The following is a 26,001-nucleotide window of genomic DNA, read 5'->3' as shown; positions in this document are numbered from 1 at the left end:
CCATCTGTAGGATCGTTCAACTGATCAGGAAAATGCTTAAATGATCAGTGTTAGCTCTTAGAGTCGCCTTTGAAAAGCGCTATATCACGTTCTGATTTTGAAGATCTTTTTGAACTTACCCCGTTGTTTGGATTTGATGTAGCCTTTCAACGATTATTGGGAACTATAGATCCTTATGAGTATGTCAACGTTTTATCAGAAGCAAATTTTGACAACGACGAACATTGTGCTTGGGTAACAAAATGGATACCGAACATAAATACATATTTAAAGCAGGAAGAGGGAAACTGTCTTGGCTATAACCAAGTAGTTATAGAATCATATAGAACTATACTAGAAGCTGAATACGACATTTCGACCAACAGGCTTATTTCAGAGCATAAGCAACTGTCCAACACTATAAAAGACGGTATCAGTAAAGGAGAGAGCCTCGATACTTTGTTGCCTCAGCTTTATGATATCGAATCAGTTATAGGATACGCAAACACCCCTTACTTCATCCAAAAACCAACCCCCGAGTTGCTTGTAAATACTCTCTGGGATCTGATCGAAGACTTCCCTAAATGGAATATTCAGAACCAACCTAAGAATATGGATTTAATCAAGCTACTAAACTTCGTATTGGACAGTGATCTCCAGCTCACATCTGGCCTAATAGAAAAAGTTTCAGAATTTTATAAACTTGGAGAAGTTACTTTTTCAGGAGAAGGAAATAAAGCCCTCAAGTCATCACGTAGTTACTTTGACATTGAACTTACTGAACACCAGTATTCTCATGTGTTGTTATGTTCTGACTTTTGCTCGACAAGTGTATCTGAAGCACTGGTTGACCGCCTTTCCGAAGTCAAAAGTAAAACTATACTCCCTAAATGGACAGCACTCGCTATCGTATCAACTTTGGCTTCAAACAATGCAGCAAGGGCGTATGCTGACTCGTATTTACTAGATTACATCTTAGAGCATTACTATGTAGAAAATTTGGTTATGCCCTACCTAAAGAACTACTTATCATTTGCTAATCGGTTCGATAGTCTACTTTCTTCCACGAATAATGATGACTTACCTAGCGACATTAAGGTGCTAATTTACAGCTATATTGGAATGAATCGAGTAAATGCTCTCAAAATCAGCTCGATTACTGATAACTATTACCCGAAAATGAAAGACTATCTAGATGAGAAGATGCTAAAAGAGACACTAGAAAAGTTATTTGGGTGGGAAAGGTTTGTTTTAGGTAGTGATAAACATGCTGTTCTTAAGTGGACACCTGAGTTTCTAATAGATGCTCTAACAATTGACTTATCTTGGCAAGAATTCATAATCAATTGGTTTGATTCAAAAGAGCGCGATAAAGACTTTTGGTACGGGGCCATTAAAAATAGGTCTCCCCAATTGCAAGAAATTGTCAATTGGTACTCCACTAATGACAAGAAACTGATTAAAAGTTCACTTGTAACTGCTAGCATCATAGAAAATCAGGAAAGTTATTTTAATGATAAAGAGACCGCAGATTTTGTGATAAATATATTAAACATTCTACCACAAACATCATGTGGTAAAATAAAGCGCAAGATCTCTGCAAACATATTAAATGAGCAATACCCCTTTGAAAAAAAGTACATATTAGTCAATAACTTCGGGGAGTATATTTATCTTCCACCTTTTGAAGGTGACGCTTCTAAGAGTGTTGTTATTCACTTAATTGAAAATGCTGAATCACAAAGCACTGTAGATTGGTTTGAGGCAAATACAGATACTTTGATAGCCGTTGATTGGGGGGGGTACTCTGTCGACTTAAATCAGGCGATAAAGAACATTTGGGAACATTTTGACATTGGTAGGCTAGAGGAGTTCGTTCTTGAAGAGCCAAAGAGAGAACTAACATCTGAAGAAAGTGAAGAAGCTTAATATCATAAGATAACGTTTGAGAACCTTATGATAGTTTTGTCAGATAGTTCTTTGATAGAAGCGGCATAAGAACAAAGCAATTGGATATACCCAAACAAACTTTGGGGCAGAAGTTAGCTTGCCACATACGGTTCTTAGCTTTAAACTAACTTTGAGAGCCTCGGGTATCCCTGCTTTTTCTTGGAGTTACTATTTACTGTCTGGCCAGAAGTAATTGTATCGAATTGAACTTGGCTTAATTGCAAAGCAGACCACCGAGGACATACGATAAGTCTAGGTGCTTTCCCTCCCATATACTTTGGTGATAAACCCCCGACGCTGCACACAGAATGTGTTCCCTCTTCGGTTTGAATGACAAACCTTCTGTAGCTGTTTACAAAGCCATAGGCATTACCTGTGGCTTTGTCGTATCTGGAACTAAAATAACTTTACACACAAATTAATCTATTGATAGTTTCTTATGCTCTAAACACGTTTAGGGGCAAAAGCTTGTAGCAACAAAGCTCACGAAAACACTCCATGCTCTAAACGGCCAATCAAATTGAGTGCAGCCTTGGTATCTTCGGCTGTCGAAAGCATATCAATTGGTCGTTTTTTACCAAGTCCTCGAACTGGGTGCTTAAGCCAGTGATTAGCAGCTTCTTCACTACCAAACAGTGCTAACGCAGCCTGAAATACTTTATCAAAATTCTTTTTGGTTTCTTTATTCACCTTAAGCTCCGCCTAAATTTATGTGATAAGTCCTATATACCATACCTACATCAGGAAAAGATGGTCAAATTATGATTATCGAACGGATAGATAGTAATGAGCTCAGCAATAATGGGGCAAAAATGTTTTAGCTTATCAGCACCTCACCACACGACACTTTTCCAAAATAAGATAAATACTTATTCAGAAAAGTGAATAATCAAATTTCATCCTTAATTAGTCTCATATCGTTTTTAGTCGGGTTAGGGAAGGTAGGTTTGATTGGTGTGACAGTATCAAACATTGATACCTGAACACCTAAAACCGCATGAAACTTTAAGTTCGAAGTAACATGTTTTTGAGAAACTTTGACTAAATTTGGTTATGAAATACCAATATTAGGAAAATGCCTGAGTTTGAGCGCAAGGTGCTCGATTCATTACGAGAGCCTCTAGAGTCAGGTGAGATCATTATTTCACGCGTGGCAGGCAAGACACGTTTCCCAGCTCGCTTTCAATTAGTTGGTGCACTTAACCCAAGCCCAACAGGTTATTATGAGGGCAATCAAGCTCGAGCGAACCCGCAAATTATTCTGCGTTACCTCAATCGACTATCAGGGCCGTTATTGGATCGATTTGATATGTCGTTAGAGATCCCTCTATTGCCCAAAGGGATGTTAGCCGAAGGAGGTGACCGTGGTGAAACCACTCAAGTCGTGAAGCAACGAGTTAAACAAGCGCGCCAGTTGATGCTGTCTCGAAACCATAAGTCGAACGCACTGTTAGGTAGCCGAGAAATTGAAAAGTACTGCCCATTGAGGCGTGAGGATGCAGAATTTCTGGAAACGGCTCTGCATCGATTAGGTTTATCAATTCGTGCTTATCATCGCATTATTAAGGTAGCGCGAACCATTGCAGACCTAGACGGTAACGAACAGATTGAAAAGAAGCATTTATCGGAAGCGCTTGGTTACCGAGCAATGGATCGACTCTTGAAGCAACTTACGGCTCAAGCGGTGTAGTCATACCAATCGTAGTAAACAACGGGTCATTTATTTACTGTGATTGGTATAGAAACAAGAAAGCCTGCTTTTTACGTAGGCTTTCGTTGTTATGAACCAATTGTTATGAACTAATGGTTATTAGCGATCAGTGATGCCTAACTAGAACTTGTAGTTCAGGCCGACTGAGACGATGTATTGCGATTCATCGTAGAAGGTAATGTTCGAGTCGCTGGTGCCGTAGCCCGCAAGCGAAACAAACGACCAGTTTTCCCAGTCCATGAATTGATCATATTCATACGCGGCAAATAGGTTGATGTTGTCGTCGCTGCGCTTCTTGCTGTAGATAGGGTTGCTTGCATCGTAAGAGCGTTGGTTATAGCCCGCTGTTAGTGCGTATTGGTGACGACCCATACCGCCAAACAAACTCACTTCACCGCCAAACTGTTCATAAGAGGCAGCTTTGCCATCGGCAGAACTTGATTGGTAAATCAATGATGGTACTAACATCATGGTGCGGTTGATTGGTTGACGGTACTGACCTTTCAGGTAGAAAGTATTGGCATCACGCTGTAATTCTTCTCTAACCCGATCATCTTCCACATCTTTGGTGGCGTAGGCCATGTCTAACGAGAAAGCTGAGCCCGCAATGCTACTTAGTTTCAAACGAAAGGCATTGCCTGTTTCATCCGTTTTGGTGCGACCTGAAGTGGTGTTGTACGGATCGGCCCAAGTCTCACCAGACATGATAGTCGGCAGAAGTGAAGCGTCGATGGTCATGCCTGACTCTAGTTGGTATTTATAGCCAACCTCCAGTACAACAGTACCGGTTGCCACATCATCACGAGCGGTACCTGTGTACACCTGGTGATTTAGCTTCTCACCAAAGGTGTAAGCGACACTGCCTAAAGGTGCGACAAGAAATGAGCTCTCAGATGAGGCTTTCTGTGTATTTGACGAAATGGTGCTATCAGCATCGGTATTAAAGTTTGAGGTGGAAGAGGTAACCCCTGTATTAATAGAGATTTCACCACTGAAACCTTGTTCGTCTGCAAGCTTGGCAAAAGCAGGAGAGGCTGCAATGCTCAGTGCCAAAAGCGTTATTTTTATTTTCATTCAAAGGCTCCTTGCCTACCAGTTCTTAGGACTGGATATTGATATCAGTAAAGCACAACGTTTTCAGGATGATTGTTTATTGATGAATCTTTTTGAACTAGTGCAAAAAAGGAAGCCGAAGCTTCCTTTAATCAATACGTTACTTCTTAAGTAGAAAGTTAACGAGCTCGAAGTACTCATCGAGAGAGCTAATACCTTGAGCGTCTACTAGGTAGCGGTTGTTAACTACGACCGCAGGAACACCAGAAAGACCGCTGTCTTTGAATGCTTTGTCGAAGCGGCGAACCATAGAGTCGACTGCAAAGCCGTTGTATGCCGCATCGAATTTCTTAGCATCAACGCCTTCGTCTAGGAAGATTTGACGCAATTCTGCTTCATCGCGTGGTGGCTTGTTCATGGTGTGGATGCGGTTAAACATCACTGGTACCATTTTATCTTCAACTTTCAGGGCAATCATGGTCGCGTAAGCTTTGCTCATTGGCAGGCCCATGTTACCACCCATGAATGAAACATGGTTCTTCTGTAGCTTAGCGTCTTTTGGTAGCTGTTGTTTTAGCTGTTGGATGATTGGTTCAAAGCTATTACAGTGTGGGCAGTAGAAAGAGAAGAACTCTGTCACCATTGGTTTTTTTGATGCTTCTAGATCGAGAACTTTGTAGTGTTCACCTTCGTTAAATTTCGCAGCGTGAGCTGAAAGGCTCAACATGATCAATGAGAAAAATGCGAATAGCTTTTTCATTTATCCAATCTCCATTATGTTTGAATTTTTATCTAGTTGTGTTGCGATTGCTGTTACCACTGAGGCATTAACGAAAGTGGTGGCTCTTGCAGGGTAGCAATTTGTTCTTTACAAGCAAGTACTTGTTGCTCCCAATATTTCGGATCATTAAACCACGGGAAGGCCAGAGGAAACGCAGGATCGTGCCATCGTTTCGCCAACCATGCCATGTAATGCACCATACGTAGACCGCGTAGTGGTTCGATTAGTTTCAGTTGTGCGGTATTAAAATCGCAAAATTCTTGGTAACTCTCGAGCAAAATATCCAGTTGCATCAGCTTATCTTGGCGTTCGCCATTAAGCAGCATCCACAGATCTTGTATCGCAGGGCCGTTACGAGCGTCATCAAGGTCGACGAACATTGGTCCATCGCGCCACAAGATATTGCCAGGGTGGCAGTCACCATGTAGGCGGATATTCTCAATATTGCTCGGCCACTGGCTCTCTAGCTCTTTGATCAGAAGGTCAACGTCATTGAAGAACGCGTTTTCTAGGTGCGTTGGGATGAACTGAGAGTTCTCAAGAATCTTACGTGGCTGATAAAGGTATTCATCTAAGCTGATGGTCGGGCGATGTTGGAATGTTCTTCCCGCGCTGGCTTTATGAATACGACCAAGAAAACGCCCTACGCCTTCCAGTTGGTCTAGGTTATCCACTTCATACTGTCTGCCACCGACACTTTCAAACAAGGCAAATAGGTAGCCTTGATATTCATGCAAGGTTGCGCCGTTGACTCGCATTGGAGGTGCAACTGGCATCTCTTGTTCGATAAGCTCGAGTGCGAAGTCATGCTCTTCTTGGATCTGTGCTTTGTTCCAGCGCTGCGGACGATAAAATTTAACAACGTAGCGTTTACGGTCTTCATCGGTGAATTGATACACTCGATTTTCGTAACTGTTGAGAGCGAGAAGTCCGGATTCAGCACGGACTCCAATACTCTCCAGTGCGTACCACATGAAGTCAGGAGTCAGGTTATCAAAGTTAAAGGCTTGCATCGTCATAGAATAAAAAAGGCTCATTACTGAGCCTTTTTCCATTTATTGGGTTGTTATACCTAGCACTAAGGTGACTGGTATCAGAGCTTCTTGATAAAGCGGCTTTCGACTTTCATCGTAAACTCTTCATTATCCGAGAGTATAAACTGAATTGTCGAAACTGGTGAGCTCAGTTTTTCTGGATCGACGCCCAAACTGATAGGAAGGTTTAAAACCTCACCTGGGTCTACGGTAATCGTTTGTTTACCGTACCAGATAGAATCCGGCAGCCCGCTGACATCAAGTTTGTACTCTTGCTCTTGCTGAGTCTTGTTGATGACTTTTAAGTTGTAAGTATTTTCGACAAGCCCTTGGCTATTGATTCTAAATAGTTGGTTTCTATCGCGCAGAACGCTTAAGCCTGCAGGATCAACACTCGCGATTTGTGCGAAAAACAGCCCCAACATAACGATCAGTATTACGCCATAGCCCAAGAGCTTAGGACGTATCACCTTGGTTGAGTGCCCCTCAAGCCTATGTTCGGTGGTGTAGTTGATCAGACCTTTCTCATAACCCATACGTTCCATGGTGTTGTCACAAGCATCAATACACGCGCCACAGTTAATACACTCGTATTGCAGACCGTCACGAATATCGATACCCGTCGGGCACACTTGAACGCATAAATTACAGTCAATACAGTCGCCTAGCCCAAGTTCTTTTGGATCGGCTTTACGAGAGCGAGGGCCGCGGCTTTCACCTCGTTCAGTGTCGTAACCCACGATGAAGGTATCTTTATCGAACATTGCCGATTGGAAACGCGCATACGGACACATGTGCAGACAAACAATAGAACGCATCCATCCCGCATTCGCATAAGTACACCCAGCAAAGAACAATACCCAAAACACTGGCCAGAAAGTCGAGTTAAAGGTAAAGAAGCCAACCACCAGCTCTTTGATTGGGATGAAGTAACCGACAAAGGTTAAGCCCGTCGCAATCGCAATAGCCCACCACGCGATGTGCTTGATAGTTTTTCTGAGAATTAAATTGCTCGTCAGTTTGCCCGAGTCTTGTTTTCTTCGCTTATTGGCAGCACCTTCCAGTTTCTCTTCGAACCAGATGTACATGAAGGTCCAGACGGTTTGAGGGCATAAATAACCACACCAGACTCGCCCTAAGAAGGTGGTTATGAAGAACAAGCCAAACGCCGCAATCATGAAGAGGATGGCGAGTAGCGTTAGATCTTGTGGGTATAGGGTTGTACCAAAGAAGTTGAACTGTTGGCTGCCGATATCGAGCAAGATCGCTTGTCGTTCACCGAATGGAATCCATGGGATAAGCGCAAAAAGTAAAAGTAAGAACCAACCGCCGTAACGACGAAGTTGTTGGAATTTACCTTTGCTTTCTCGAACATAGATTCGGTTACTTGGGTTAAATCGATCTCCATTACCTTTATGTGTTTTTGGGTTAAAGGTTTTAGGAGTCACATCTTTGATATCGATTTTATCCTGACTCATGGACTATCCTTTTTGTGGCTTGTTTGCCCGGTTAACTCGGGCATGACGACATTACTTGAAAGTATGGTTTAGAGAACCTGTAGAAATTGAGCTTGGTGCATTTGTTGGTATCGCACTCACTCTTATTATTTTAGAAGATTCTTATGGATGGCGATTATAGCGACAATCTTGTTCTCATTTCTTTAACGCTATCAACCTTTAACAACAAAAGTCATAACAGTTGTGACGAAAAAATAGCGAACAGAAACAAAAAAGCGACCGAGCGGTCGCTTTTAAAAATTGAGTGTTTTATCTATACGGCAATTGAGCTCTAAATAAATAGGCGACTAAAGAAGGCCACGCGCTTTTAGAATTGCGGTTTTGAAATCATCTTCTTGGTCTTTTTTAAGACCTGGGATCATTTCATCTTTTTCGCTATTACGCATTTTTAGATGGTAGATAAGAACATCGTCAGTTAGCTCTTCAAGTTTACCTTGGTAGCCCGCTTCTTTTGATAGCTTAATGATGAACTCTAACAGGTTAAGCTCTTGATCTTTCTGCCACTCAGGCTCCATCAGTTCAAGCAGTTCTTCAATGCGGTGACACTTCATACTTTATTTCTCCACAAATTTTATAATGATTTGTGGCTAAGGTATCAAATCGGGTAGGGAATACCAATGTGTAAACACATTTCAAGATGGGAGCAGGCAAGAAAAAAGCGCAGTAAAAACTGCGCTTTTTGTTAAGCGGCTTTAATCACTTTTGTTGTAGCCGGTGCTAATAAAGCAGCCTTCTCAACGAGAGTCATTGTAGGAGCCAATTTCTTAGCCGTTGGAGCAGCAACAAAGCCACTACGGCGACGCATCGCACTACGGTTGGTGTGCGAGAACCTGACAGCTGTTGGGCGCATTAATTTACCTAACGGTCAGGCATATCCATTGCCAATCTAATGGCCTGATTTATCATGAGCTCCGCCTCAATTGCTTGAAGAGTCACTCGTCTGGCTTTCGCCAATCCGAAAAATAAATCAGGATAATGATATGCATGCATATCAAGGGTTAGATTATCACTATCTAAGTTATCGATCGACGCCTGAGTGATAATTAAACGATATTAGAGCTAAAATAGTGTGAGCAGTATATTTGAGTTTGAACCTCTTTCAGGCTTAAGATGATGCTTTAAAGGAGGTGCATATGTCGTTCTTAAAGAAAACGTTAGCAAGTTTTGGAATTGGATCTGCCAAGGTGGATTCTGTCTTGCAACAGGAAGTGCTTTATCCAGGTAAGAAGGCGAGCATTATTGTACATGTCTACGGAGGTGCTCAGCCGCAGGAGATCGATAACATTGATCTCAACTTATGCTGTCGCTACGTCAAAGAAGTTACCGCGAACTCGCAAGGACAAGAGGGCGGTCATAAACGCCGAATGCACCAGACGTACTCGCTTGCAAAATGGAGCTTGCCGTATGCCTTTGTGATTCAGCCGGGTGAAACCCGTGACTTTGAATGTGAGTTTGATGTGCCACTGAACACACCGGTTACGATAGGTGATTCAAAGGTGTGGCTGGAAACCGGGTTGGATATTGCGATGGCGATTGACCCATCGGATAAAGACACCTTAACGGTTCGTCCCGACCCACTGCTCGATGGTATTTTTAACGAGCTTGAAGCTCAAGGCCTGCGTATTCGTCAAGTGGAATGTGAAGCGGTCAAAGGCTTTGAACTGCCGTTTGTACAAGAGTTTGAGTTTGTGCCGACGACGGGTCCTTATCATGGCCGTTGGCGTGAATTGGAAGTGGTGGCTCATCGTGATGAAACAGAGCTGAAGTTGTGGTTCGAGATTGATAGAAATCGCGATGGTGCAAAAGGCATGTTAGCTAGCTTGCTGGGAATTGGTCAACTACAGCGTCAATTGAGTGTGCCACTGGATACCTCACCACAAGATGCTGGCAAGATGGTACTTGAATATCTAGATAACGCCTCTTAGTTCCTATAACCCTTTAATTAACTCTTTGGTTATTTAGTTTTGGATCTTTTAGCCTCATTACATATTTCAGGCGTCATTAATGTCATAAAAGGTGTCATAAAAATTTAAGCTTACACGTGTAAGCTTAATGTGCAATACTGGGTCAATCGAACATTTACTCTAGTAGGATATTCATGTCTGCATCATCAGTCAGCGAATACAGTGACATCGAAGAACGCGCTAATGCAATAACCCATGGCTTGGGCGTTGTGCTCGGCGTGGTTGGTCTGATCTTGCTGCTTATTCGTGCGTTTGATTACCAAGCCGACATGCTAACTGTTGCTAGTATGGCGGTGTATGGCAGCAGTATTATTCTGCTCTTTCTCGCCTCCACGTTGTACCACTCTATCACCACTGAGAAAACCAAGCGCTTACTCAAAACCCTTGACCACTGTGCGATTTATTTGTTGATTGCGGGCAGTTACACGCCGTTTCTCTTAGTGGGCTTAAGAACTCCATTAGCGATGGGCTTGATGGCGGTGATCTGGGGGATTGCGCTAGTGGGCATCATCATGAAGATAGCCTTCGTTTATCGATTCAAGCGTTTATCGCTGTTCATTTACCTAGCGATGGGTTGGCTATCTTTGATAGTTGTTTATCAATTAGCGATGAATATCGATATAGGTGGTTTGGTGTTACTGGCAGTTGGCGGAGTGATTTACTCGCTGGGTGTGATTTTCTATGTGGCTAAACGCATCCCTTATAACCATGCCATCTGGCACTTGTTTGTATTGGCGGGCTGCGCTTGCCATTTCTTCGCTATCTATCTGTTTGTGACACCGGTTTAGTTTTGATTGAACCGGTATGCCCCTAACGGGTAGAAACGTCAGTGATCTCCACGTCTATTTTATATTCAGGATACTTATCAACATCGATCGCTAAGTATTTACCTTCTGCCGAAGTTTGTGGTCGAAGGTAGGTATCAGCAAGGCGCTTAATGGATTGCCAAGTGTTGATACTGCCTTGATGCAGCAGCTCACCCGTTGGTGAGTAGACAGTGATATTTAGCGTAACTAGCACGACGGCTTCTGTGCTTTGGTTAGTGACTGAAATTGGTAAGATTAGCTGTTCATTCTCGTAGAGTCCTGCCCCAATCAAAACGTCCACACCTGATTTGGAAAGCTGCAAGCTTGGCTTGGTGTCTCCAATCTTGATTGTGGTACCGCGTGTGTTTTTGGCTACAGGAATACTCGTCAATGCTGACTCTGCATTCGATGATGCGTTACTCACATACTGCCAAGTAAAATCATCTTTGAGTAACACTTGCTTGCCATCAGGCAGTGTGACCATTTGATCAGCAAAGGCAGAACTTACGAATACTGAGTTTGCGAGCAATGCGCTAGCGAGAAGTACGTATGATTTCATCTGTGTTTCCTTAAATATTCGCGGAATTAGCGTCGCCAAAAGGCTGGGAAAAATAGAACAATGAGCGTCAGTATCTCGAGTCGTCCCATTAGCATGCCTAAACTTAGCAACCATTTAGCGGCGTCTGGCAGTGGAGCAAAGTTCCCGGTTGGACCGATCACGCTCCCCATTCCCGGGCCCACGTTGGCAACGGCTGTGATAGCGCCTGAGATGCTTGTTATTGGGTCTAACCCCATCGCACTCAAACCACCAGCAATTAAGATAATCGTGATAAAGAACATCAAACCAAATGCCACGAGTGAACGCACAATGTCGTCATTCACAGGTCGCTGATTGTAGCGTTGAACAAAGACGCCCGATGGGTGAATTAGCTTCATCATTTGTTTGTGGAGCATGGTCATCGCGATCTGGAAGCGGAAGATTTTGATACCGCCAGAGGTTGAACCCGAGCAAGCGCCTGCCATCATTAGGAATGCAAACAAGGTCGTTGGCAGTGCACCCCACGCGGTGAAGTCTTCTAAGCCAAAACCGGTTGTGGTGACGACTGATACGATGTTGAACATCGAAACACGCATCGCATCCATAACAGTGTAGCCATCTCTAACCACCAGCCATGTCGATATTACGGCGCTGGTGACCAAGAACAGGTATGTAAAACCTCTTACTTGCGCATCTTTGTAGAGTATTGAGAGCTTTCGGCCTCGTAGTGCGCTAACAAACAGTAAGAACGGCAGGCCGCCAAGGAACATGAACAGTGTTCCTACCCAGTGAGCACTGTTGGAGAAGTGGTTCATTGATCCATCTGATGTTGAGTACCCCCCCGTCGACAGTGTTGTGAACGCGTGATTGATCGCATCAAAGATGCCCATGCCTGCAAACAGATAGCTAATGATGCATAAGCCAGTCAGAACCAAATAAACCGCCACGATGTTTTTCGCGACTGTTTTCGCTCGTGGGCTACTTTTATCTGACCAATCGGATGATTCAGTTTGGAACAGGCGCATACCACCAACGTTGAGCATTGGTAGAACCGCTACCGCCATCACGATAAAGCCGATACCGCCTAACCATTGCAGTATAGAACGCCACAACAGAATACTTGGTGCCATGCTGTCTAAGCCGCTTAATACGGTTGAGCCTGTCGTGGTGATACCTGACATGGTTTCGAAGTAGGCATCTGTAAAGCTGATGTGGTTAATGAAGACAAATGGCAGGGCGGCAAAGGCGCTGGCAATTGTCCAAACCAAAGAGGTGATAAGGAACATGTCCCGCACCCCAAGTCGGAACTTAGCGGAGCGGCCCAAGCTCAAGCAGATGAACGCCACAATGTGCGTGATCACTACCGATTGACCAAACTCGAGGAAGCCACCGGTGCCTGTGAAAAAGGCAACCAATGTAGGGATGTACATGAAAAGGGCGAGTTTTGATAACACTAACCCTATCACTAATAATATCGGACGAAAGTTGACCATAGCTTAATTGACCATCGCTTTGAGCCGGAGCGTCGTTCTCACAAGAAGAAAGCTGCGAGAAGAAGCTTACGAGAACAAGGCTATAAGAAGAACGGGCTCGGTTGGAATAGAGACTCAACATCAGGTACGTATTTCTTGTCCACTAGGAACATCACTACGTGGTCATCCTGTTCGATTACGGTTCTATCGTGCGCGATAAGCACCTCTTCTCCGCGAACAATCGCACCAATGGTGGTGCCCGGTGGCAGTTTGATGTCGCCAATCGCTCGGCCAACAACTTTAGAGGTAGTTTCGTCACCGTGAGCAATGGCTTCAATCGCTTCTGCAGCGCCGCGACGTAGAGAGGATACGTTAACAATATCAGCACGACGAACGTGAGTAAGCAGCGCAGAAATGGTCGCTTGCTGTGGCGAGATAGCAATATCAATCACACCCCCCTGAACCAGATCGACGTAAGCACCACGCTGAATCAGTACCATTACTTTCTTGGCACCCATTCGCTTCGCCAGCATCGCTGACATGATGTTGGTTTCATCTTCATTGGTTAGGGCGATGAACACATCAACTTGATCGATGTTCTCTTCGGTCAGCAGTTCTTGGTCGGCTGCATCACCACAGAATACGATGGTGTTTTCTAATTCTTCAGATAGCTTCTCGGCGCGAGTGTAGCTGCGATCGATAAGCTTGATGCTGTAGCTCTGCTCAAGGCGCTTTGCCAAGCTTGCACCAATGTTACCACCGCCAACAATCATAATGCGTCGGTACGGTTTCTCTAGGCGTTGCAGTTCACTCATTACTGAGCGGATGTGGTTACTTGCTGCCACAAAGAAAACCTCATCATCGGCTTCAATGATGGTGGTGCCTTGTGGGCGAATAGGGCGACCTTGACGGAAGATAGCGGCAACACGAGTATCGATGTGCGGCATGTGCTCACGTAAAGCAGACAGGGCGTTACCAACCAATGGTCCACCGTAATAAGCTTTTACTGCTACTAGGCTAACTTTCTGTTCAGCAAAACTCACAACCTGCAATGCACCTGGATATTGAATCAGGCGCTCGATGTAGCTGGTCACTAGCTCTTCGGGTGCAATCAGGTGATCGACTGGGATAGCACCTGATTTGAAGAGCGCTTCTTTCTCTTCTAGATATTGAGGAGAACGAATACGAGCAATTCGGTTTGGCGTATTAAACAGAGAGAAGGCAACCTGACATGCGGCCATGTTGGTTTCATCCATGTTGGTTACGGCAACCAACATGTCGGCATCTTGCGCGCCCGCTTCACGTAGTGTGTTCGGGTGGCTGGCATAACCGTTTACAACTCTAAGGTCGTATTTGTCCTGAAGTTCACGAAGTCGGTCGGCATTACGGTCGACAATCGTGATGTCATTGTTTTCACCCACTAGGTTTTCAGCAAGGGTACCGCCAACTTGTCCAGCACCTAGAATAATGATCTTCATAGCCTTTCTCTTATTTTTTGCCGTTGTAATTCTAGTGATCTCTTTTCGCTTTGATAATGCACTAGAAAGAAACAGCGGCTAAGAAATAAATTCTTAGCCGCTGTTAGTTGTTATGCCTGTTTTACTAGAACTGCGTAGTAGAAGCCATCCATATCTTCTTCACCAGGTAGTATTTGACGACCCGGTTTTTCGATATCAGACCCAACTAGCGTTGCGTTCTCGGTGCGCTCTAAGAATGCTTTCACTTGCAGCACGTTTTCTTGCGGCGTGATAGAACATGTCGCATAAACCATGGTGCCGCCTTCTTTTAGCTGGCGCCACATTGCATCCAAAATCTCACTTTGCAGCTCTGCTAGTGCATCAATATCAGATGCACGGCGTAGCCACTTAATGTCAGGGTGACGGCGGATTACACCCGTCGCTGAACACGGAGCATCAAGTAGGATGCGGTCAAACTGACTGCCTGTCCACCACTCTTCAGGGTAGCGAGCATCACCACAGATTACGTCGGCACGCAGTTGTAGGCGTTCAAGGTTATCGTAAACGCGGTCTAGGCGTTTAATATCACTGTCGATTGCAACCACTTCAGTGTCTTGAGTATGTTCAAGAATGTGTGCAGTTTTGCCACCAGGTGCTGCGCAGCAATCTAGGATTAGCTCACCATCTTTTGGTGTTAGGAAATCAACGGAAAGCTGAGCTGCAGCATCTTGCACCGATACCCAGCCTCTGTCGAAGCCAGGAAGCAAAGTAACGTCACAAGGTGAGGCTAATTTTATGGCATCAGCCGCTTCAGGGTGCAGTGTGTATTCAATGTTTTCGTTTTTAAGCAGTTCAACATACTCGTCACGAGTGTGGTGTTGGCGGTTTACGCGCAGCCACATTGGTGCCTTGCTGTTGTTTGCTTCAACCAATTGCTCCCACTGATCTGGGTAGCTTTCTTGAAGCATTTTTAGGATCCAGCTTGGATGGCTGTATTTGCCCGCATTGTGGCTAACGGCTTGCTCATCTAGCTCTTCTTGATCGCGCAGGTAGCTGCGAAGCACTGCGTTGATCAAACCACTCAGGCTTGGGCCGCGTAGTGTTTTGGTTGCTTCAACTGTTTCAGCAACGGCAGCATGCGAAGGAATGCGCATAAAGCTCAACTGGTAAATGCCTACTAAGATCAGGTGGTGGAATACGCGCTTTTTACCTTTAAGCGAGTTTTCCATCAGTTCGTTAGCGATTGACTCTAAGCGAGGCAGGTAACGAAGTGCGCCGTAGCAAATCTCTTGCAGTAGAGCATGGTCTCGCGGGCGGATCGTTTTTTGAGCCGCAGGGAGAGCGTGTGAAAGAGAGTGGCCTTTATCGACAACTTGGAATAGGACATTTGCAGCAGCAGCGCGAACATTCATGAGGGGTACCGAATATTTATTTGAATACATGAGGGCATCTCTGCCCTCGTAAAGGTTTTCTAAACTGTGTTTTTATAAGCTACACATTTTTAAATACATATTGAGTAGCTTTAAAGCGGTTAAGAAAGTTGAGTACCAACTTCAAACCAGCTTGCACGTGAGTTCAAGATGTCTTGAACTGACATAGCTTTTTTGCCTGGAACTTGTAGCTGTTCCAATACTAGTACTTTGTCGCCAGTCGCAACATAAATACCAGTCTTATCTGCTTTGATGATTGAGCCAGCTGGCGCAGATGTCGATTCTTCATCAACACGTGTCTGCCAAACTTTAATGCTTTTTTCATCATTAGAGCTGCTATCAGTAATCGCAAAGTGACTCATTGGCCATGGGTTGAAAGCGCGCACACAACGTTCGATGTGTTCTGCACTGTCATTCCAATCAATTTTTGCTTCTTCTTTGCTCAGCTTCTTCGCGTAGTTAGCAAGTTCGTCGTCTTGCTTCTCAGCAACAGCCTTACCAGAAGCGATGTCTGCTAAGCACTCAACAAGAGCATCAGGACCAAGGCCTGCCAACTTCTCGTACATTGACGCGCTGGTGTCTGTTGCTTCGATTGGTAGCGTCGCGATACTTAACATATCACCGGTATCTAGGCCGATATCCATCTGCATGATCGTTACGCCAGTCTCTTTATCGCCCGCCCAGATAGAGCGTTGAATCGGAGCAGCACCACGCCAGCGCGGTAGGATAGAACCATGCACGTTAATACAACCCAAGCGAGGCGTATCTAGTACAGCTTGTGGAAGCAATAAGCCGTAAGCGACAACAACCATGATGTCAGCATTCAAATTTGCTAGCTCTTGCTTAGCTTCATCTGACTTGAAGTTTTCTGGTTGGTAAACCGGAATATTGTTTTCAAGTGCGATGTTTTTTACTGGGCTCGCGGTCAGTTTTTTACCGCGGCCTGCTGGACGATCTGGCTGTGTGTAAACAGCAATAACTTCATGCTCCGAAGACAACAACGCCGCCAAGTGACGGGCGGCGAAATCCGGAGTACCTGCGAAGACAATTCTTAAAGATTGACCCAAGGTAGACTTCCTTCTTAATTTAGTAATAGCAGCGGTGATTAACCTTGTTTCTCGTTGAAACGTTTAATCTTCGCTAGCTTATCTTGAATACGTTTGCGCTTTAGTGGCGATAGGTAATCAACAAACAACTTGCCTTCTAGGTGGTCAAGTTCGTGCTGAACACAGATAGCCAGAAGGTCGTCAGCGTCGAATGTGAATTCGTTGCCTTCACGGTCTAATGCTTTAACCGTTACTTCTGCAGCGCGAGGTACTAGAGCTCGAGCACCTGGTACAGATAGACAGCCTTCTTCGATACCATCTTCTCCACGTTTGTCGGTAATTTCAGGGTTGATCAGAACCATAGGCTCGTCACGTGTTTCTGAAATATCGATAACAACGATGCGCTGGTGGAAATCTACTTGCGTTGCAGCAAGGCCGATACCTTCTTCGTCGTACATGGTTTCAATCATGTCATCAACGAACTTTTGAATCTCTGGGGTAACTTCTTTTACCGGTTTCGCCACGGTACGTAGACGATCATCTGGTAATGTTAATACTTGTAATACAGACATATACACTCGAAATATTGAACTGTGCCGAAACAGCTTAAACCTTGTTGGCTCAATTCTAGACATTTTATAGGTCAAATGACAGCATCCTGAAGGTAATTCTCTAATCAGATGTCATATATTCAGACCAAGGAACCTAGGTCATGCGTCATTTTTCTCCCACTTTTTCTCTTATTTGTGCCTCGTTTTCGTTCGCCGTTACGGCTGAAAATAGTGAGCAACCTTTAACCATCAAACAAGATGCACCCGAAGCGTATGTGGTGGTTAAGGGGGATACCTTATGGGATATATCTGCTATGTATCTCGACAGCCCATGGCTGTGGCCGAGGTTGTGGCAGGTCAATCCTGAGATAGAAAACCCTCACCTTATTTACCCCGGAGATAAATTGTCTCTGGTTTGGATTAATGGCGAGCCTGTATTGAGCCTCAAACCCGTCATCAAGCTAAGCCCTAAGATTCGTGTATCAGAGAATAAAGCAGTACCTACCGTGAATGAGGGGCTGGTTCTACCGTATCTACAATCTGACCGCTTGGTTGAGCAGCAAGATATCCAGTCAGCGCAAAGAGTGTTAGGGACCAGTGATGGCAAACGCTTCTTATCGGGTGAAGACCGATTGTTTATTTCGGGAAACCAGCAGCATCAAAAATGGGGTATCTACCGTTCCGTCGAGACTTATCAAAGGCATCAACCTCAAGCGAGTATGACTTCTTTGCGTTTAGTCGCCACAGCGCGCTTGAAAGAGGTGGATGCTGAGTTCAGTAGTTTACAGATAGAGACTCAACTGCAAGAGGTGTTACTTAATGACCTCGTGTTACCAGAACTTGGCGTTGCTCAGGTGAAGCTCTCAACCACATTTTATCCAGCGCCTAATGCTGCGGGGCAGTTTGCTAATATCTTGGGTTCATTAGATGGCAGCCAATACAGTGCAAAAAATCAGGTCGTTGTTATTAATAAAGGCTCACAGGACAATCTTCGCCAAGGCTCTATGTTTACCCTCAGTGAAAGCGGCGCTGTGGTGTTTGGTAAGCAAGGCGAATACAGCTACAAAGAGTCTGCGGCGAGCGATAAGGTGCAGTTGCCAAGTACCTCACTCGGTAGCTTGATGGTAATTCGTCCTTATGAGTATTTTAGCTTGGCCTTGATCACTCAGAGCTCTAAGCCTGTAAGTAATGATATTCTGGCGGTATCGCCTTTGGATCTGGCTTTGAAGGAAGAAGCTAAGGGCACCGAGTGAATGAGCAACAACTGAGTGCTTGGTTAACTCTAAGTTTTGTTCCGCAATTAGGTGGCAAGCGCCTTTCTCGACTGCTGAGCATTGATTCCCCTTTGAATATTGTTGGTTACTCAAGTCAGCAACTGCAAGCGCTTGGTTTGTCTGCCAAGCAAATTGCCTATCTAAGAGAGCAAGCCCCAAGAGAAGTGGAGGCTTGCCTAGAGTGGCAAGCAAGACAACCCAACCATCACATCATTACCCCGAATTGCTCGCATTATCCCAAACTGCTGAACGAGACAGCCTCCGCGCCAAGCGTGCTTTTCGTTAAAGGTCACGTTGAAAAACTGATTGAGCCTCAAATCGCTATGGTCGGCAGTCGCAATGCCAGTCTCGAAGGGTTGCAAACCGCGAAGTCCTTCGCCAAAGAGTTTGTGCAAAACGGTTTGATTGTCACGAGTGGCTTAGCCTTAGGCATCGATGGTTATGCTCATGATGGTGCTCTAGATAAAGGAGGGGAAACTTTCGCGGTGCTGGGCTCTGGATTGGATTCAATTTATCCTGCGCGACACAGAAATTTAGCCGATAGGATCTGTGAAAATGGTGCGTTGATTTCAGAGTTTCGCCCAAGTGCCAAGCCACGACCTGAACATTTCCCTCGCCGTAACCGTATTATAAGTGGGTTATCGCTCGGAACCTTGGTGGTTGAAGCGGCTGAGAAGAGTGGTTCTTTGATTACAGCTCGCTATGCCATGGAGCAAGGCCGAGAGGTGTTTGCGCTTCCTGGCTCTATTCATAACCCAACCAGTCGAGGGGGTAATAGCTTAATCAAAGCTGGAGCATGCTTGGTACAGAGTGCACAAGATGTTCTGATTGAAATAAAGAGTCTGTTAGACTGGTCTATCGATCAGCAACCCAGCTTGTTCGAACCTACGCCCAGTATGGGGGAAAATGAACAATTGCCATTTCCACAGCTGTTAGCTAACGTAGGGTTAGAGGCGACACCCGTTGATATTTTGGCACAGAGAACCCATATACCTGTGCATGAGGTCATGATGCAGCTTTTAGAGCTTGAGCTCTCAGGGCATGTTGTTGCAGTTTCCGGTGGCTATATTCGAAAGGGGAGAGGCTAAGCTATGATGATGGACATACTGATGTACTTGTTTGAAACCTACATCCATAGCGATTCTGAATTGCAGGTGGATCAAGATGAGCTGGAAGATGAGCTTCTTCGAGCAGGGTTTCACCAAGATGATATTTATAAGGCCCTCCATTGGTTAGAAGATCTTGCGGCATTGCAAGATACTGACAACCAAGCGGCGATTACTATGTGTTCCAATACCTCGATGCGTATTTATACCAGTCGAGAGATTTCACGTATTAATATGGAGTGCCGAGGTTTCTTATTGTTCCTTGAACAGATCAACGTACTCACGACAGAGATTCGTGAAATGGTGATTGATCGTGTGATGGGGCTTGAGACGAGCGAATTTGAATTGGATGATCTGAAATGGATTATCTTAATGGTGCTGTTTAATGTGCCGGGTAATGAAAGTGCTTACACGCAAATGGAAGAGCTGTTGTACACCAAAGAGCAAGGTATCTTGCATTAATACAGGCTTGTCATGAGTAGTAAGATTGATCATCAGCTTTTTTCAGCACATGAACATGCATTAGAGCATGAACCATGTCCACAGTGTGGTGGAGAGCTTCAGCTTCGCCATGGTAAGTACGGCCCATTTTTAGGCTGTAAGCAGTATCCTAGCTGTGATTACATCAAGCCTCTGCATCAGAACGATGGCCACGTAGTGAAAGAGCTGGGTGTACCGTGCCCTAAATGCCAAAACGAATTGGTATTAAGGCAAGGCCGCTTTGGGATGTTCATTGGCTGTAGCAGTTACCCAACGTGTAATCACATCGAATCTTTGGACCAACCAAAAGAACAACTTGAAGAGCAGCCACTTGTTGCTTGCCCTGAGTGTGGCAGAGGCCATTTGGTTGAGCGTAAATCTCGCTATGGCAAAACCTTCTATGCTTGTGATAACTACCCAAAGTGTAAGTTCGCAGTAAACCAACCACCTATTATCGGTCGTTGTGAAGAGTGTCAGTTCCCGTTGTTACTTGAGAAGAAAACAGCCAATGGAACCAAGAAACAATGCGCTGATCGCAAGTGTCACCACATTCAATCTCAATAACCTGATGTTATAGACAAAAAAACGGCGCTCACTGAGCGCCGTTTCTATATCCAATAAATGTTCTATATTCATCAAGCAATGTAGATTTACTTCATCTGCTCAGCAAATTCATGCACAGCAGGGTAGGCTTGCTTATCGAGAATGTCTGCCAGTGAGCATAGCGCTCTTTGCAGCTCTGCGTTGTAGTCAGCACTCACGTTAATGTGGCCCATCTTACGACCTGCACGCTTCTCTTTGCCATACCAATGAACATGACAGCCACCTTGAGCCAGAATGGCCTCAGGTAGGGTATCTTCACCAAGAATGTTGATCATTGCGGTTGGGCGAATCAGTTTAGTACTGCCTAGTGGCATACCGCACACAGCACGTAGATGGTTCTCAAACTGACAAGTTTCAGCGCCTTGTTGTGTCCAGTGGCCAGAGTTATGAACACGTGGTGCAATCTCATTCACCAGCAGTGAACCTTGAACATCAAAGAACTCTAGCGCGAGTACGCCAACGTAATCCAAACGCTCTGCAACTGCGGTGAACATGGTTCTCGCTTGCTCTTGCAGTTCAATGTCGTCAATGGCTGTTGATAAGCTCAACACGCCATCGGTGTGAACATTTTCAGCCAGTGGGTACACTTGGATCTCGCCATTGGCACCACGAGCACCCACCAGTGATACTTCGCGGTCAAACGGAACAAACTCTTCAGCAACAATGGCTTGGTTGTCTGTTGCAGCGATGCACTCAGCCATTTCTGTCCAAGTTGACTCAACATTATCTAATGTCTTTAAGCGCCACTGGCCTTTGCCATCGTAGCCGCCAAGTGTGCTCTTCAAGACCATTGGTAAGCTTACGTGAGCAATCGCAGCGTCAAAGTCTTCGCGAGAGTTAATCACGTAGTACTTAGCATTTTTCACGTTTGCTTCGTCTAACAGGGCTTTTTCAAGACGACGGTCACCGCCAGCTTTGATTGCTTCTGTTGTCGGTAAGAACTTACCGCTGCGCTCACATACCTCAAGCACGTCGTGAGAGATATGTTCGAACTCTGCAGTAATGACGTCCGCACGCTCAATCGCATTGTCTAAGCCGTTGCCTAGAATTGCTTGCGTTAATGGGTGAACAATATTTTTGCTGCCAACATCAAAAGCAGAAATTTCAATATTCAGCGGTGCCCCAGCTAGGGACATCATGCGAGCAAGTTGGCCCGCGCCTAACACAAGAACATGCATGGGAATTAGTCCTCAGCAGGGTTTGGATTAGCAAGAACCGTTTCTGTTTGCTCAGAGCGGAACGCTTCTACTTTCGCCATCACTTCTTCATTGTGTGTACCAATGATTTGAGCGGCTAGGATGCCAGAGTTAGCAGCACCAGCTTCACCGATAGCCAGAGTACCTACCGCGATACCTTTTGGCATTTGTACGATAGAAAGCAGTGAGTCCATGCCTTTCAGTGCTTTAGACTGAACAGGAACACCTAAAACAGGTACGCTTGTGAAAGCTGCAGCCATGCCCGGAAGATGCGCAGCACCGCCAGCACCCGCAATAATCACTTTAATACCGCGCTCTTTCGCACTGGTTGCGTAGTCAGCAAGCAACTGAGGTGTGCGGTGAGCAGAAACCACTTTTGTTTCGTACGCCACGCCAAACTGATCCAACATTTCTGCAGCTAGCTTCATTGTTGGCCAATCAGATTTAGAACCCATGATAATACCGACAGTCATCTCAAACTCCTTCAGGTACGATTTAATTAGTGATTAGATATTTTGCGCGCATTATACGGGTAAAACTGCCCAAGGAAAACGTTTGCGTCAGTCTAAGTTGTTAATTGATACATTTTATAAACAAATAGCTTTAGTCACAGTGAATGATAATTTGTACACTTAGCGAGTTCGATAACAGAATTAATGAGGCAACCCTTGGATAACTTTCAACATACTTTGCAGGCATTACAACAAGGTGAAGTCATTGCTTACCCGACAGAAGGCGTTTTTGGGGTCGGTTGTGATCCCGATAATCCACAAGCCATCAAGAAATTGCTCGATTTAAAACAGCGACCGATGGAGAAAGGGTTGATCTTAATTGCTGCGAGTTACGAGCAGTTGCTACCCTATATTGACGAAAGCCAACTGACTGAAGCGCAGTTAGCGACCGTAAAAGCAACATGGCCGGGACCTGTAACTTGGATAATGCCAACCAGCAGTAAAGTAACTGATTGGGTCAGTGGCCAATTTGAATCCATCGCGGTGCGAGTGACGGATCACCCTTTAGTTCAAAGAATGTGTAATGAATTCGGTAAGCCGTTAACCTCGACCAGTGCTAACCTGACAGGTGAACCGCCTTGTATGACGACTGAAGAAGTTCAACAGCAACTGGGTCAACATTTGGTGGCTATTCTCGAAGGTCAAACGGGTGGCCGTGAGAAGCCAAGCGAAATTAGAGATGCAAAAACATCGAAAATATTAAGACAGGGTTAAACTCTGCAAAGGAAGAAAGATGTCAGCAATTGATAAAGAAGCAGTAAAACAGTTTTTACTGAGCCTACAAGATTCGATTTGCCAGCAGCTTGAGCAAGCTGATGGCACAGCACTGTTTGAAGAAGATGCATGGCAGCGTGAACCTGGCGAACGCCTTGGTGGCGGTGGTCGTACTCGCGTGATGACCAATGGTGCTTTATTTGAACAAGGTGGAGTTAACTTCTCTCACGTTGCTGGTAAAGCAATGCCTGCCTCAGCCACAGCTCATCGCCCTGAATTAGCTGGACGTAAGTTTGAGGCGATGGGTGTCTCATTAGTTATCCACCCTAAAAACCCATACATCCCAACCTCACACGCGAACGTACGATTCTTTATTGCCGAAAAGGAAGGGGAAGATCCTATCTGGTGGTTCGGTGGTGGTTTTGATTTAACGCCATTCTATCCTGTCGATGAAGATTGCCAATCTTGGCATCAAACTGCTAAAGACCTGTGTGCACCATTTGGTGATGATGTTTACCAAGAACACAAAGAGTGGTGTGATAAATACTTCTACCTGCCTCACCGAGACGAAACACGCGGTGTGGGTGGTCTGTTCTTTGATGATCTTAATGAGTGGGGTTTCGATAAGAGCTTTGCTTATATGCAGGCGGTCGGTGAAGGCTTTGCAGCCGCCTATCTACCCATTGTAGAACGACGTAAAGAGACGTCTTACGGCGAGCGCGAGCGTGACTTCCAACTTTATCGTCGTGGTCGCTATGTTGAATTTAACCTAGTTTACGACCGTGGCACCTTATTTGGTCTGCAAAGCGGTGGGCGCACAGAGTCTATATTGATGTCGATGCCGCCATTGGCTCGTTGGGAATACCGCTACGAACCACAAGCGGGTTCACCAGAAGCTCTGCTTTATAGCGACTACCTAAAGCCTCGAGTTTGGTAGTTCTTCCTTCCTTATAGGGATAGTGATAGGGTCATCTATATAGATGACCCTTTTTTATTTCTGTTAGGTAAGGATATGATACAGCAAGTAGATCGTTATGCCGTTTTCGGTAACCCTATTGGGCAAAGCAAATCGCCATTCATTCACACATTATTTGCTCGCCAAACCAGCCAACAACTTACCTATACAGCACTCCAGCCAGAACAAGGTGAATTCATCATTGCTGCTCAAGCTTTTTTTAGTGAGGGTGGTAGAGGGTGTAATGTCACAGCACCTTTTAAAGAAGATGCGTATCAGTTCGCTAATCGCCTGACTGAAAGAGCTGAACTAGCAGGTGCCGTAAACACACTTAAGAAGCTCGATGATGGAGAGATCATTGGTGATAACACCGATGGTGAAGGCTTAGTTCAAGACCTTCTTCAACATCAAGTTGCGTTAAAAGGAGCTCGCGTTCTTCTACTTGGTGCTGGTGGTGCTGCTCGAGGAGTGATTCAACCTCTACTCGACCAAAAGCCAAAACAGTTGGTAGTCGCTAATCGAACCAGTTCAAAGGCTGAACTTTTGGCTGAGATGTTTTCTTCACATGGAAACATCAAAGGAATGGGGTTAAGTGATGTTAATGAAGGGTTTGATGTCATCATTAACTCGACCTCGTCTGGTCTAAGTGGTCAGCTTCCTGAAATTTCTGAGATTATCTTCAATTCGAATAGTGCTGTTTATGACATGGTTTACGGATCTGGAACGACGGTATTCAATCAGTGGGCATTAGATAATGGTGTTCACGCTGCTTATGATGGTTTGGGTATGTTGGTAGGGCAGGCCGCTGAGAGCTTTATGCTGTGGCGTGGTCTTCGCCCTGGGACAAAACAGATTTTAAGAGAATTACGTAGAAACTTAGAGATGTAACAAGGTATTTATAAAAAATGAATCAATCAATTCTATTTCCGGATATCCAAGATTGGGATGAAGCAAGTCAATCTATCACTTTCCCAGCACAGCAATCGGGTGCATTGATCGAATGTGTCTTATCTATTGAAGAATTATCACGATTGGCAGGTAAAGAGATAGAAGAGGGCGATCAAGCTTTAGTTATCTTTTCAGAGTTACGTTTCGATATTGAAGAGCTAGCGGAAGAGTTAATAGAAGAAGAGGAGTATGACTCCTCTAATCGGATTCAGATCAAAGCGCTTTAAACTGGAAGCACAGAGTCTAGATAGTCGTTTTTATTCTGAACATAGTTGTCAGCTGACTTCTGTAAAAAGGCACGCTCCTTATCATTTAATGGGCGTGCTTGTTTTACCGGGCTTCCTACATATAGATAACCGCTCTCAAGTACCTTGTTCGGTGGCACTAAGCTACCAGCACCAATCATCACATCTTCTTTAATAACCACACCATCGAGCACGATAGCTCCCATACCAACAAGTACACGATCTTCAATCGTGCAGCCATGCAGCATTACTTTATGTCCGATAGTGACATCATTACCTATTAATAGCGGGTAACCCTCAGGGTTTTCTGCATTTTTATGGGTGACGTGCAAAACGCTGCCGTCTTGGATATTAGTTCTATCTCCAATATGAATGTGGTTCACATCTCCTCGAGCTGCAACCAAAGGCCACACACTAGAGTCGTCACCTATTTTGATATCACCAACCAGTACCGAACTTGTATCTATATAGACACCTTGTCCAATCTGAGGGGATATTCCTTTATAACTGCGTATTGAACTCATAAATCCTCCTTTATATAGGCACCTTAAGCCCTTAATTAAGGGGAATACTAGTGAAAATGGGGTGTTTTGAACAAAAAACGCTCGAACAATCAAAAAAGTAAGAAAAACTTCAAAAAGGGCTTGCCAGTGTGATCGAAATCTCTATAATGCCACCT

At 44.8% G+C, this 26,001-nt stretch carries 27 protein-coding genes and 1 pseudogene; 12 read left to right on the top strand and 16 right to left on the bottom strand.

Annotation, left to right across the window (positions count from 1 at the left end; translation table 11 throughout):
• Nucleotides 1-69 precede the first annotated feature (69 nt).
• The gene (locus AB6C75_RS17500; RefSeq protein ID WP_372108430.1) at nt 70-1,908 is read left to right on the top strand and encodes a hypothetical protein; all 1,839 of its coding nucleotides are present in this window, start codon (nt 70-72) and stop codon (nt 1,906-1,908) included.
• Between the two features lie 504 nt (nt 1,909-2,412).
• Here the strand turns inward: AB6C75_RS17500 and AB6C75_RS17495 are convergent.
• On the bottom strand, nt 2,413-2,619 hold the full coding sequence (locus AB6C75_RS17495; RefSeq protein WP_372108429.1) for an antitoxin Xre/MbcA/ParS toxin-binding domain-containing protein: 207 nt from the start codon (nt 2,617-2,619) through the stop codon (nt 2,413-2,415).
• Nucleotides 2,620-3,001: 382 nt separating this feature from the next.
• Between AB6C75_RS17495 and AB6C75_RS17490 the strand changes: the two are divergent.
• Nucleotides 3,002-3,619: pseudogene (locus AB6C75_RS17490) on the top strand (ATP-binding protein); the annotation flags it as partial.
• A gap of 141 nt (nt 3,620-3,760) precedes the next feature.
• Here the strand turns inward: AB6C75_RS17490 and AB6C75_RS17485 are convergent.
• From AB6C75_RS17485 to AB6C75_RS17460, 6 genes are all read right to left on the bottom strand, one after another.
• Nucleotides 3,761-4,714 carry a DUF2860 domain-containing protein gene (locus tag AB6C75_RS17485; protein WP_372108428.1) on the bottom strand — a complete coding sequence of 318 codons (954 nt, stop codon included), beginning with the start codon at nt 4,712-4,714 and terminating at the stop codon, nt 3,761-3,763.
• Nucleotides 4,715-4,853: 139 nt separating this feature from the next.
• Nucleotides 4,854-5,453, bottom strand: coding sequence for a thiol:disulfide interchange protein DsbA/DsbL (locus AB6C75_RS17480; RefSeq protein ID WP_012605095.1), 600 nt, complete (start codon nt 5,451-5,453; stop codon nt 4,854-4,856).
• Nucleotides 5,454-5,506: 53 nt separating this feature from the next.
• Nucleotides 5,507-6,493 carry a serine/threonine protein kinase gene (locus tag AB6C75_RS17475; RefSeq protein ID WP_248339488.1) on the bottom strand — a complete coding sequence of 329 codons (987 nt, stop codon included), beginning with the start codon at nt 6,491-6,493 and terminating at the stop codon, nt 5,507-5,509.
• Between the two features lie 74 nt (nt 6,494-6,567).
• On the bottom strand, nt 6,568-7,986 hold the full coding sequence (gene ccoG / locus AB6C75_RS17470; RefSeq protein ID WP_372108427.1) for a cytochrome c oxidase accessory protein CcoG: 1,419 nt from the start codon (nt 7,984-7,986) through the stop codon (nt 6,568-6,570).
• A gap of 326 nt (nt 7,987-8,312) precedes the next feature.
• Entirely contained in the window at nt 8,313-8,576 is a 264-nt protein-coding gene (locus tag AB6C75_RS17465; RefSeq protein ID WP_009848104.1) for a YihD family protein, read from the bottom strand.
• A 131-nt stretch (nt 8,577-8,707) separates the two neighbouring features.
• Complete coding sequence (locus AB6C75_RS17460) at nt 8,708-8,875, bottom strand: hypothetical protein (protein WP_012605092.1); 168 nt, start codon at nt 8,873-8,875, stop codon at nt 8,708-8,710.
• A gap of 283 nt (nt 8,876-9,158) precedes the next feature.
• Here AB6C75_RS17460 and AB6C75_RS17455 point away from each other — a divergent pair, with 283 nt between their 5' ends.
• Both AB6C75_RS17455 and AB6C75_RS17450 read left to right on the top strand, forming a co-directional pair.
• A complete protein-coding gene (locus AB6C75_RS17455; RefSeq protein ID WP_372108425.1) occupies nt 9,159-9,950 on the top strand; it encodes a sporulation protein in 792 nt (263 codons plus the stop codon).
• Between the two features lie 173 nt (nt 9,951-10,123).
• Entirely contained in the window at nt 10,124-10,777 is a 654-nt protein-coding gene (locus tag AB6C75_RS17450; RefSeq protein ID WP_102483523.1) for a hemolysin III family protein, read from the top strand.
• A 22-nt stretch (nt 10,778-10,799) separates the two neighbouring features.
• Here the strand turns inward: AB6C75_RS17450 and AB6C75_RS17445 are convergent, their stop codons facing one another.
• The 6 genes from AB6C75_RS17445 to def form a co-directional block, all read right to left on the bottom strand.
• Entirely contained in the window at nt 10,800-11,354 is a 555-nt protein-coding gene (locus AB6C75_RS17445) for a DUF3157 family protein (RefSeq protein ID WP_372108423.1), read from the bottom strand.
• Nucleotides 11,355-11,380: 26 nt separating this feature from the next.
• Complete coding sequence (locus AB6C75_RS17440) at nt 11,381-12,826, bottom strand: TrkH family potassium uptake protein (RefSeq protein ID WP_009848099.1); 1,446 nt, start codon at nt 12,824-12,826, stop codon at nt 11,381-11,383.
• A gap of 80 nt (nt 12,827-12,906) precedes the next feature.
• Nucleotides 12,907-14,283 carry a Trk system potassium transporter TrkA gene (gene trkA / locus AB6C75_RS17435; RefSeq protein ID WP_372108421.1) on the bottom strand — a complete coding sequence of 459 codons (1,377 nt, stop codon included), beginning with the start codon at nt 14,281-14,283 and terminating at the stop codon, nt 12,907-12,909.
• Between the two features lie 110 nt (nt 14,284-14,393).
• Nucleotides 14,394-15,674 (bottom strand): 16S rRNA (cytosine(967)-C(5))-methyltransferase RsmB, encoded by a 1,281-nt coding sequence (rsmB, locus tag AB6C75_RS17430; protein WP_372108419.1) that lies wholly within the window; start codon nt 15,672-15,674, stop codon nt 14,394-14,396.
• A gap of 119 nt (nt 15,675-15,793) precedes the next feature.
• Nucleotides 15,794-16,759 (bottom strand): methionyl-tRNA formyltransferase, encoded by a 966-nt coding sequence (gene fmt, locus AB6C75_RS17425; protein ID WP_372108417.1) that lies wholly within the window; start codon nt 16,757-16,759, stop codon nt 15,794-15,796.
• Between the two features lie 38 nt (nt 16,760-16,797).
• Nucleotides 16,798-17,310, bottom strand: coding sequence for a peptide deformylase (gene def, locus AB6C75_RS17420; protein WP_004735769.1), 513 nt, complete (start codon nt 17,308-17,310; stop codon nt 16,798-16,800).
• A 140-nt stretch (nt 17,311-17,450) separates the two neighbouring features.
• On the opposite strand from def, the gene AB6C75_RS17415 reads away from it, so the two are divergent.
• From AB6C75_RS17415 to AB6C75_RS17400, 4 genes are read left to right on the top strand one after another with little or no spacing between them, the layout of a single operon-like run.
• Nucleotides 17,451-18,542 carry a LysM peptidoglycan-binding domain-containing protein gene (locus tag AB6C75_RS17415; protein ID WP_372108415.1) on the top strand — a complete coding sequence of 364 codons (1,092 nt, stop codon included), beginning with the start codon at nt 17,451-17,453 and terminating at the stop codon, nt 18,540-18,542.
• Nucleotides 18,539-19,651 carry a DNA-processing protein DprA gene (gene dprA / locus AB6C75_RS17410; protein ID WP_017077324.1) on the top strand — a complete coding sequence of 371 codons (1,113 nt, stop codon included), beginning with the start codon at nt 18,539-18,541 and terminating at the stop codon, nt 19,649-19,651. The genes AB6C75_RS17415 and dprA overlap by 4 nt, the downstream gene beginning before the upstream one ends.
• A 3-nt stretch (nt 19,652-19,654) precedes the next feature.
• On the top strand, nt 19,655-20,131 hold the full coding sequence (locus AB6C75_RS17405; protein ID WP_017073860.1) for a DUF494 family protein: 477 nt from the start codon (nt 19,655-19,657) through the stop codon (nt 20,129-20,131).
• Nucleotides 20,132-20,143: 12 nt separating this feature from the next.
• Nucleotides 20,144-20,713: a type I DNA topoisomerase gene (locus AB6C75_RS17400; RefSeq protein WP_372108413.1), complete on the top strand. Its 570-nt coding sequence runs from the start codon at nt 20,144-20,146 to the stop codon at nt 20,711-20,713.
• Between the two features lie 86 nt (nt 20,714-20,799).
• Here AB6C75_RS17400 and AB6C75_RS17395 read toward each other — a convergent pair whose 3' ends face one another.
• The gene (locus tag AB6C75_RS17395) at nt 20,800-21,930 is read right to left on the bottom strand and encodes a 5-(carboxyamino)imidazole ribonucleotide synthase (RefSeq protein WP_372108411.1); all 1,131 of its coding nucleotides are present in this window, start codon (nt 21,928-21,930) and stop codon (nt 20,800-20,802) included.
• Nucleotides 21,931-21,935: 5 nt separating this feature from the next.
• A complete protein-coding gene (purE, locus tag AB6C75_RS17390; RefSeq protein ID WP_372108409.1) occupies nt 21,936-22,421 on the bottom strand; it encodes a 5-(carboxyamino)imidazole ribonucleotide mutase in 486 nt (161 codons plus the stop codon).
• Between the two features lie 195 nt (nt 22,422-22,616).
• Here purE and AB6C75_RS17385 point away from each other — a divergent pair, with 195 nt between their 5' ends.
• From AB6C75_RS17385 to AB6C75_RS17370, 4 genes are all read left to right on the top strand, one after another.
• Nucleotides 22,617-23,174, top strand: coding sequence for an L-threonylcarbamoyladenylate synthase (locus tag AB6C75_RS17385; protein ID WP_004735778.1), 558 nt, complete (start codon nt 22,617-22,619; stop codon nt 23,172-23,174).
• A gap of 19 nt (nt 23,175-23,193) precedes the next feature.
• Nucleotides 23,194-24,111 carry an oxygen-dependent coproporphyrinogen oxidase gene (gene hemF / locus AB6C75_RS17380; protein WP_372108407.1) on the top strand — a complete coding sequence of 306 codons (918 nt, stop codon included), beginning with the start codon at nt 23,194-23,196 and terminating at the stop codon, nt 24,109-24,111.
• A gap of 75 nt (nt 24,112-24,186) precedes the next feature.
• Nucleotides 24,187-25,017 (top strand): shikimate dehydrogenase, encoded by an 831-nt coding sequence (aroE, locus tag AB6C75_RS17375; RefSeq protein ID WP_372108405.1) that lies wholly within the window; start codon nt 24,187-24,189, stop codon nt 25,015-25,017.
• A gap of 17 nt (nt 25,018-25,034) precedes the next feature.
• Nucleotides 25,035-25,304: a DUF1488 domain-containing protein gene (locus AB6C75_RS17370; RefSeq protein ID WP_017081754.1), complete on the top strand. Its 270-nt coding sequence runs from the start codon at nt 25,035-25,037 to the stop codon at nt 25,302-25,304.
• Here AB6C75_RS17370 and AB6C75_RS17365 read toward each other — a convergent pair.
• Nucleotides 25,301-25,846: a gamma carbonic anhydrase family protein gene (locus tag AB6C75_RS17365; protein ID WP_012605080.1), complete on the bottom strand. Its 546-nt coding sequence runs from the start codon at nt 25,844-25,846 to the stop codon at nt 25,301-25,303. The two genes, AB6C75_RS17370 and AB6C75_RS17365, sit on opposite strands and share 4 nt — an antisense overlap.
• Nucleotides 25,847-26,001: the final 155 nt, after the last annotated feature.

It is taken from the genome of Vibrio sp. 10N.237.312.B06 (assembly GCF_041464685.1).
Classification (GTDB): Bacteria; Pseudomonadota; Gammaproteobacteria; order Enterobacterales; family Vibrionaceae; genus Vibrio; species Vibrio tasmaniensis_A.
This window is presented reverse-complemented; position numbering and strand designations above follow the sequence as displayed.

Excerpts from the sequence above, each read along its gene's own strand:
- AB6C75_RS17440 (WP_009848099.1), bottom strand. The coding sequence starts at position 12,826 with ATGGTCAACTTTCGTCCGATATTATTAGTGATAGGGTTAGTGTTATCA.
- AB6C75_RS17450 (WP_102483523.1), top strand. The coding sequence starts at position 10,124 with ATGTCTGCATCATCAGTCAGCGAATACAGTGACATCGAAGAACGCGCT.
- AB6C75_RS17460 (WP_012605092.1), bottom strand. The coding sequence starts at position 8,875 with ATGCGCCCAACAGCTGTCAGGTTCTCGCACACCAACCGTAGTGCGATG.
- purE (WP_372108409.1), bottom strand. The coding sequence starts at position 22,421 with ATGACTGTCGGTATTATCATGGGTTCTAAATCTGATTGGCCAACAATG.
- aroE (WP_372108405.1), top strand. The coding sequence starts at position 24,187 with ATGATACAGCAAGTAGATCGTTATGCCGTTTTCGGTAACCCTATTGGG.
- AB6C75_RS17395 (WP_372108411.1), bottom strand. The coding sequence starts at position 21,930 with ATGCATGTTCTTGTGTTAGGCGCGGGCCAACTTGCTCGCATGATGTCC.
- AB6C75_RS17480 (WP_012605095.1), bottom strand. The coding sequence starts at position 5,453 with ATGAAAAAGCTATTCGCATTTTTCTCATTGATCATGTTGAGCCTTTCA.
- def (WP_004735769.1), bottom strand. The coding sequence starts at position 17,310 with ATGTCTGTATTACAAGTATTAACATTACCAGATGATCGTCTACGTACC.
- AB6C75_RS17485 (WP_372108428.1), bottom strand. The coding sequence starts at position 4,714 with ATGAAAATAAAAATAACGCTTTTGGCACTGAGCATTGCAGCCTCTCCT.
- AB6C75_RS17465 (WP_009848104.1), bottom strand. The coding sequence starts at position 8,576 with ATGAAGTGTCACCGCATTGAAGAACTGCTTGAACTGATGGAGCCTGAG.
- AB6C75_RS17400 (WP_372108413.1), top strand. The coding sequence starts at position 20,144 with ATGAGTAGTAAGATTGATCATCAGCTTTTTTCAGCACATGAACATGCA.
- ccoG (WP_372108427.1), bottom strand. The coding sequence starts at position 7,986 with ATGAGTCAGGATAAAATCGATATCAAAGATGTGACTCCTAAAACCTTT.
- AB6C75_RS17455 (WP_372108425.1), top strand. The coding sequence starts at position 9,159 with ATGTCGTTCTTAAAGAAAACGTTAGCAAGTTTTGGAATTGGATCTGCC.
- AB6C75_RS17415 (WP_372108415.1), top strand. The coding sequence starts at position 17,451 with ATGCGTCATTTTTCTCCCACTTTTTCTCTTATTTGTGCCTCGTTTTCG.
- AB6C75_RS17365 (WP_012605080.1), bottom strand. The coding sequence starts at position 25,846 with ATGAGTTCAATACGCAGTTATAAAGGAATATCCCCTCAGATTGGACAA.
- trkA (WP_372108421.1), bottom strand. The coding sequence starts at position 14,283 with ATGAAGATCATTATTCTAGGTGCTGGACAAGTTGGCGGTACCCTTGCT.
- AB6C75_RS17370 (WP_017081754.1), top strand. The coding sequence starts at position 25,035 with ATGAATCAATCAATTCTATTTCCGGATATCCAAGATTGGGATGAAGCA.
- rsmB (WP_372108419.1), bottom strand. The coding sequence starts at position 15,674 with ATGAATGTTCGCGCTGCTGCTGCAAATGTCCTATTCCAAGTTGTCGAT.
- hemF (WP_372108407.1), top strand. The coding sequence starts at position 23,194 with ATGTCAGCAATTGATAAAGAAGCAGTAAAACAGTTTTTACTGAGCCTA.
- AB6C75_RS17445 (WP_372108423.1), bottom strand. The coding sequence starts at position 11,354 with ATGAAATCATACGTACTTCTCGCTAGCGCATTGCTCGCAAACTCAGTA.
- AB6C75_RS17405 (WP_017073860.1), top strand. The coding sequence starts at position 19,655 with ATGATGATGGACATACTGATGTACTTGTTTGAAACCTACATCCATAGC.
- AB6C75_RS17475 (WP_248339488.1), bottom strand. The coding sequence starts at position 6,493 with ATGACGATGCAAGCCTTTAACTTTGATAACCTGACTCCTGACTTCATG.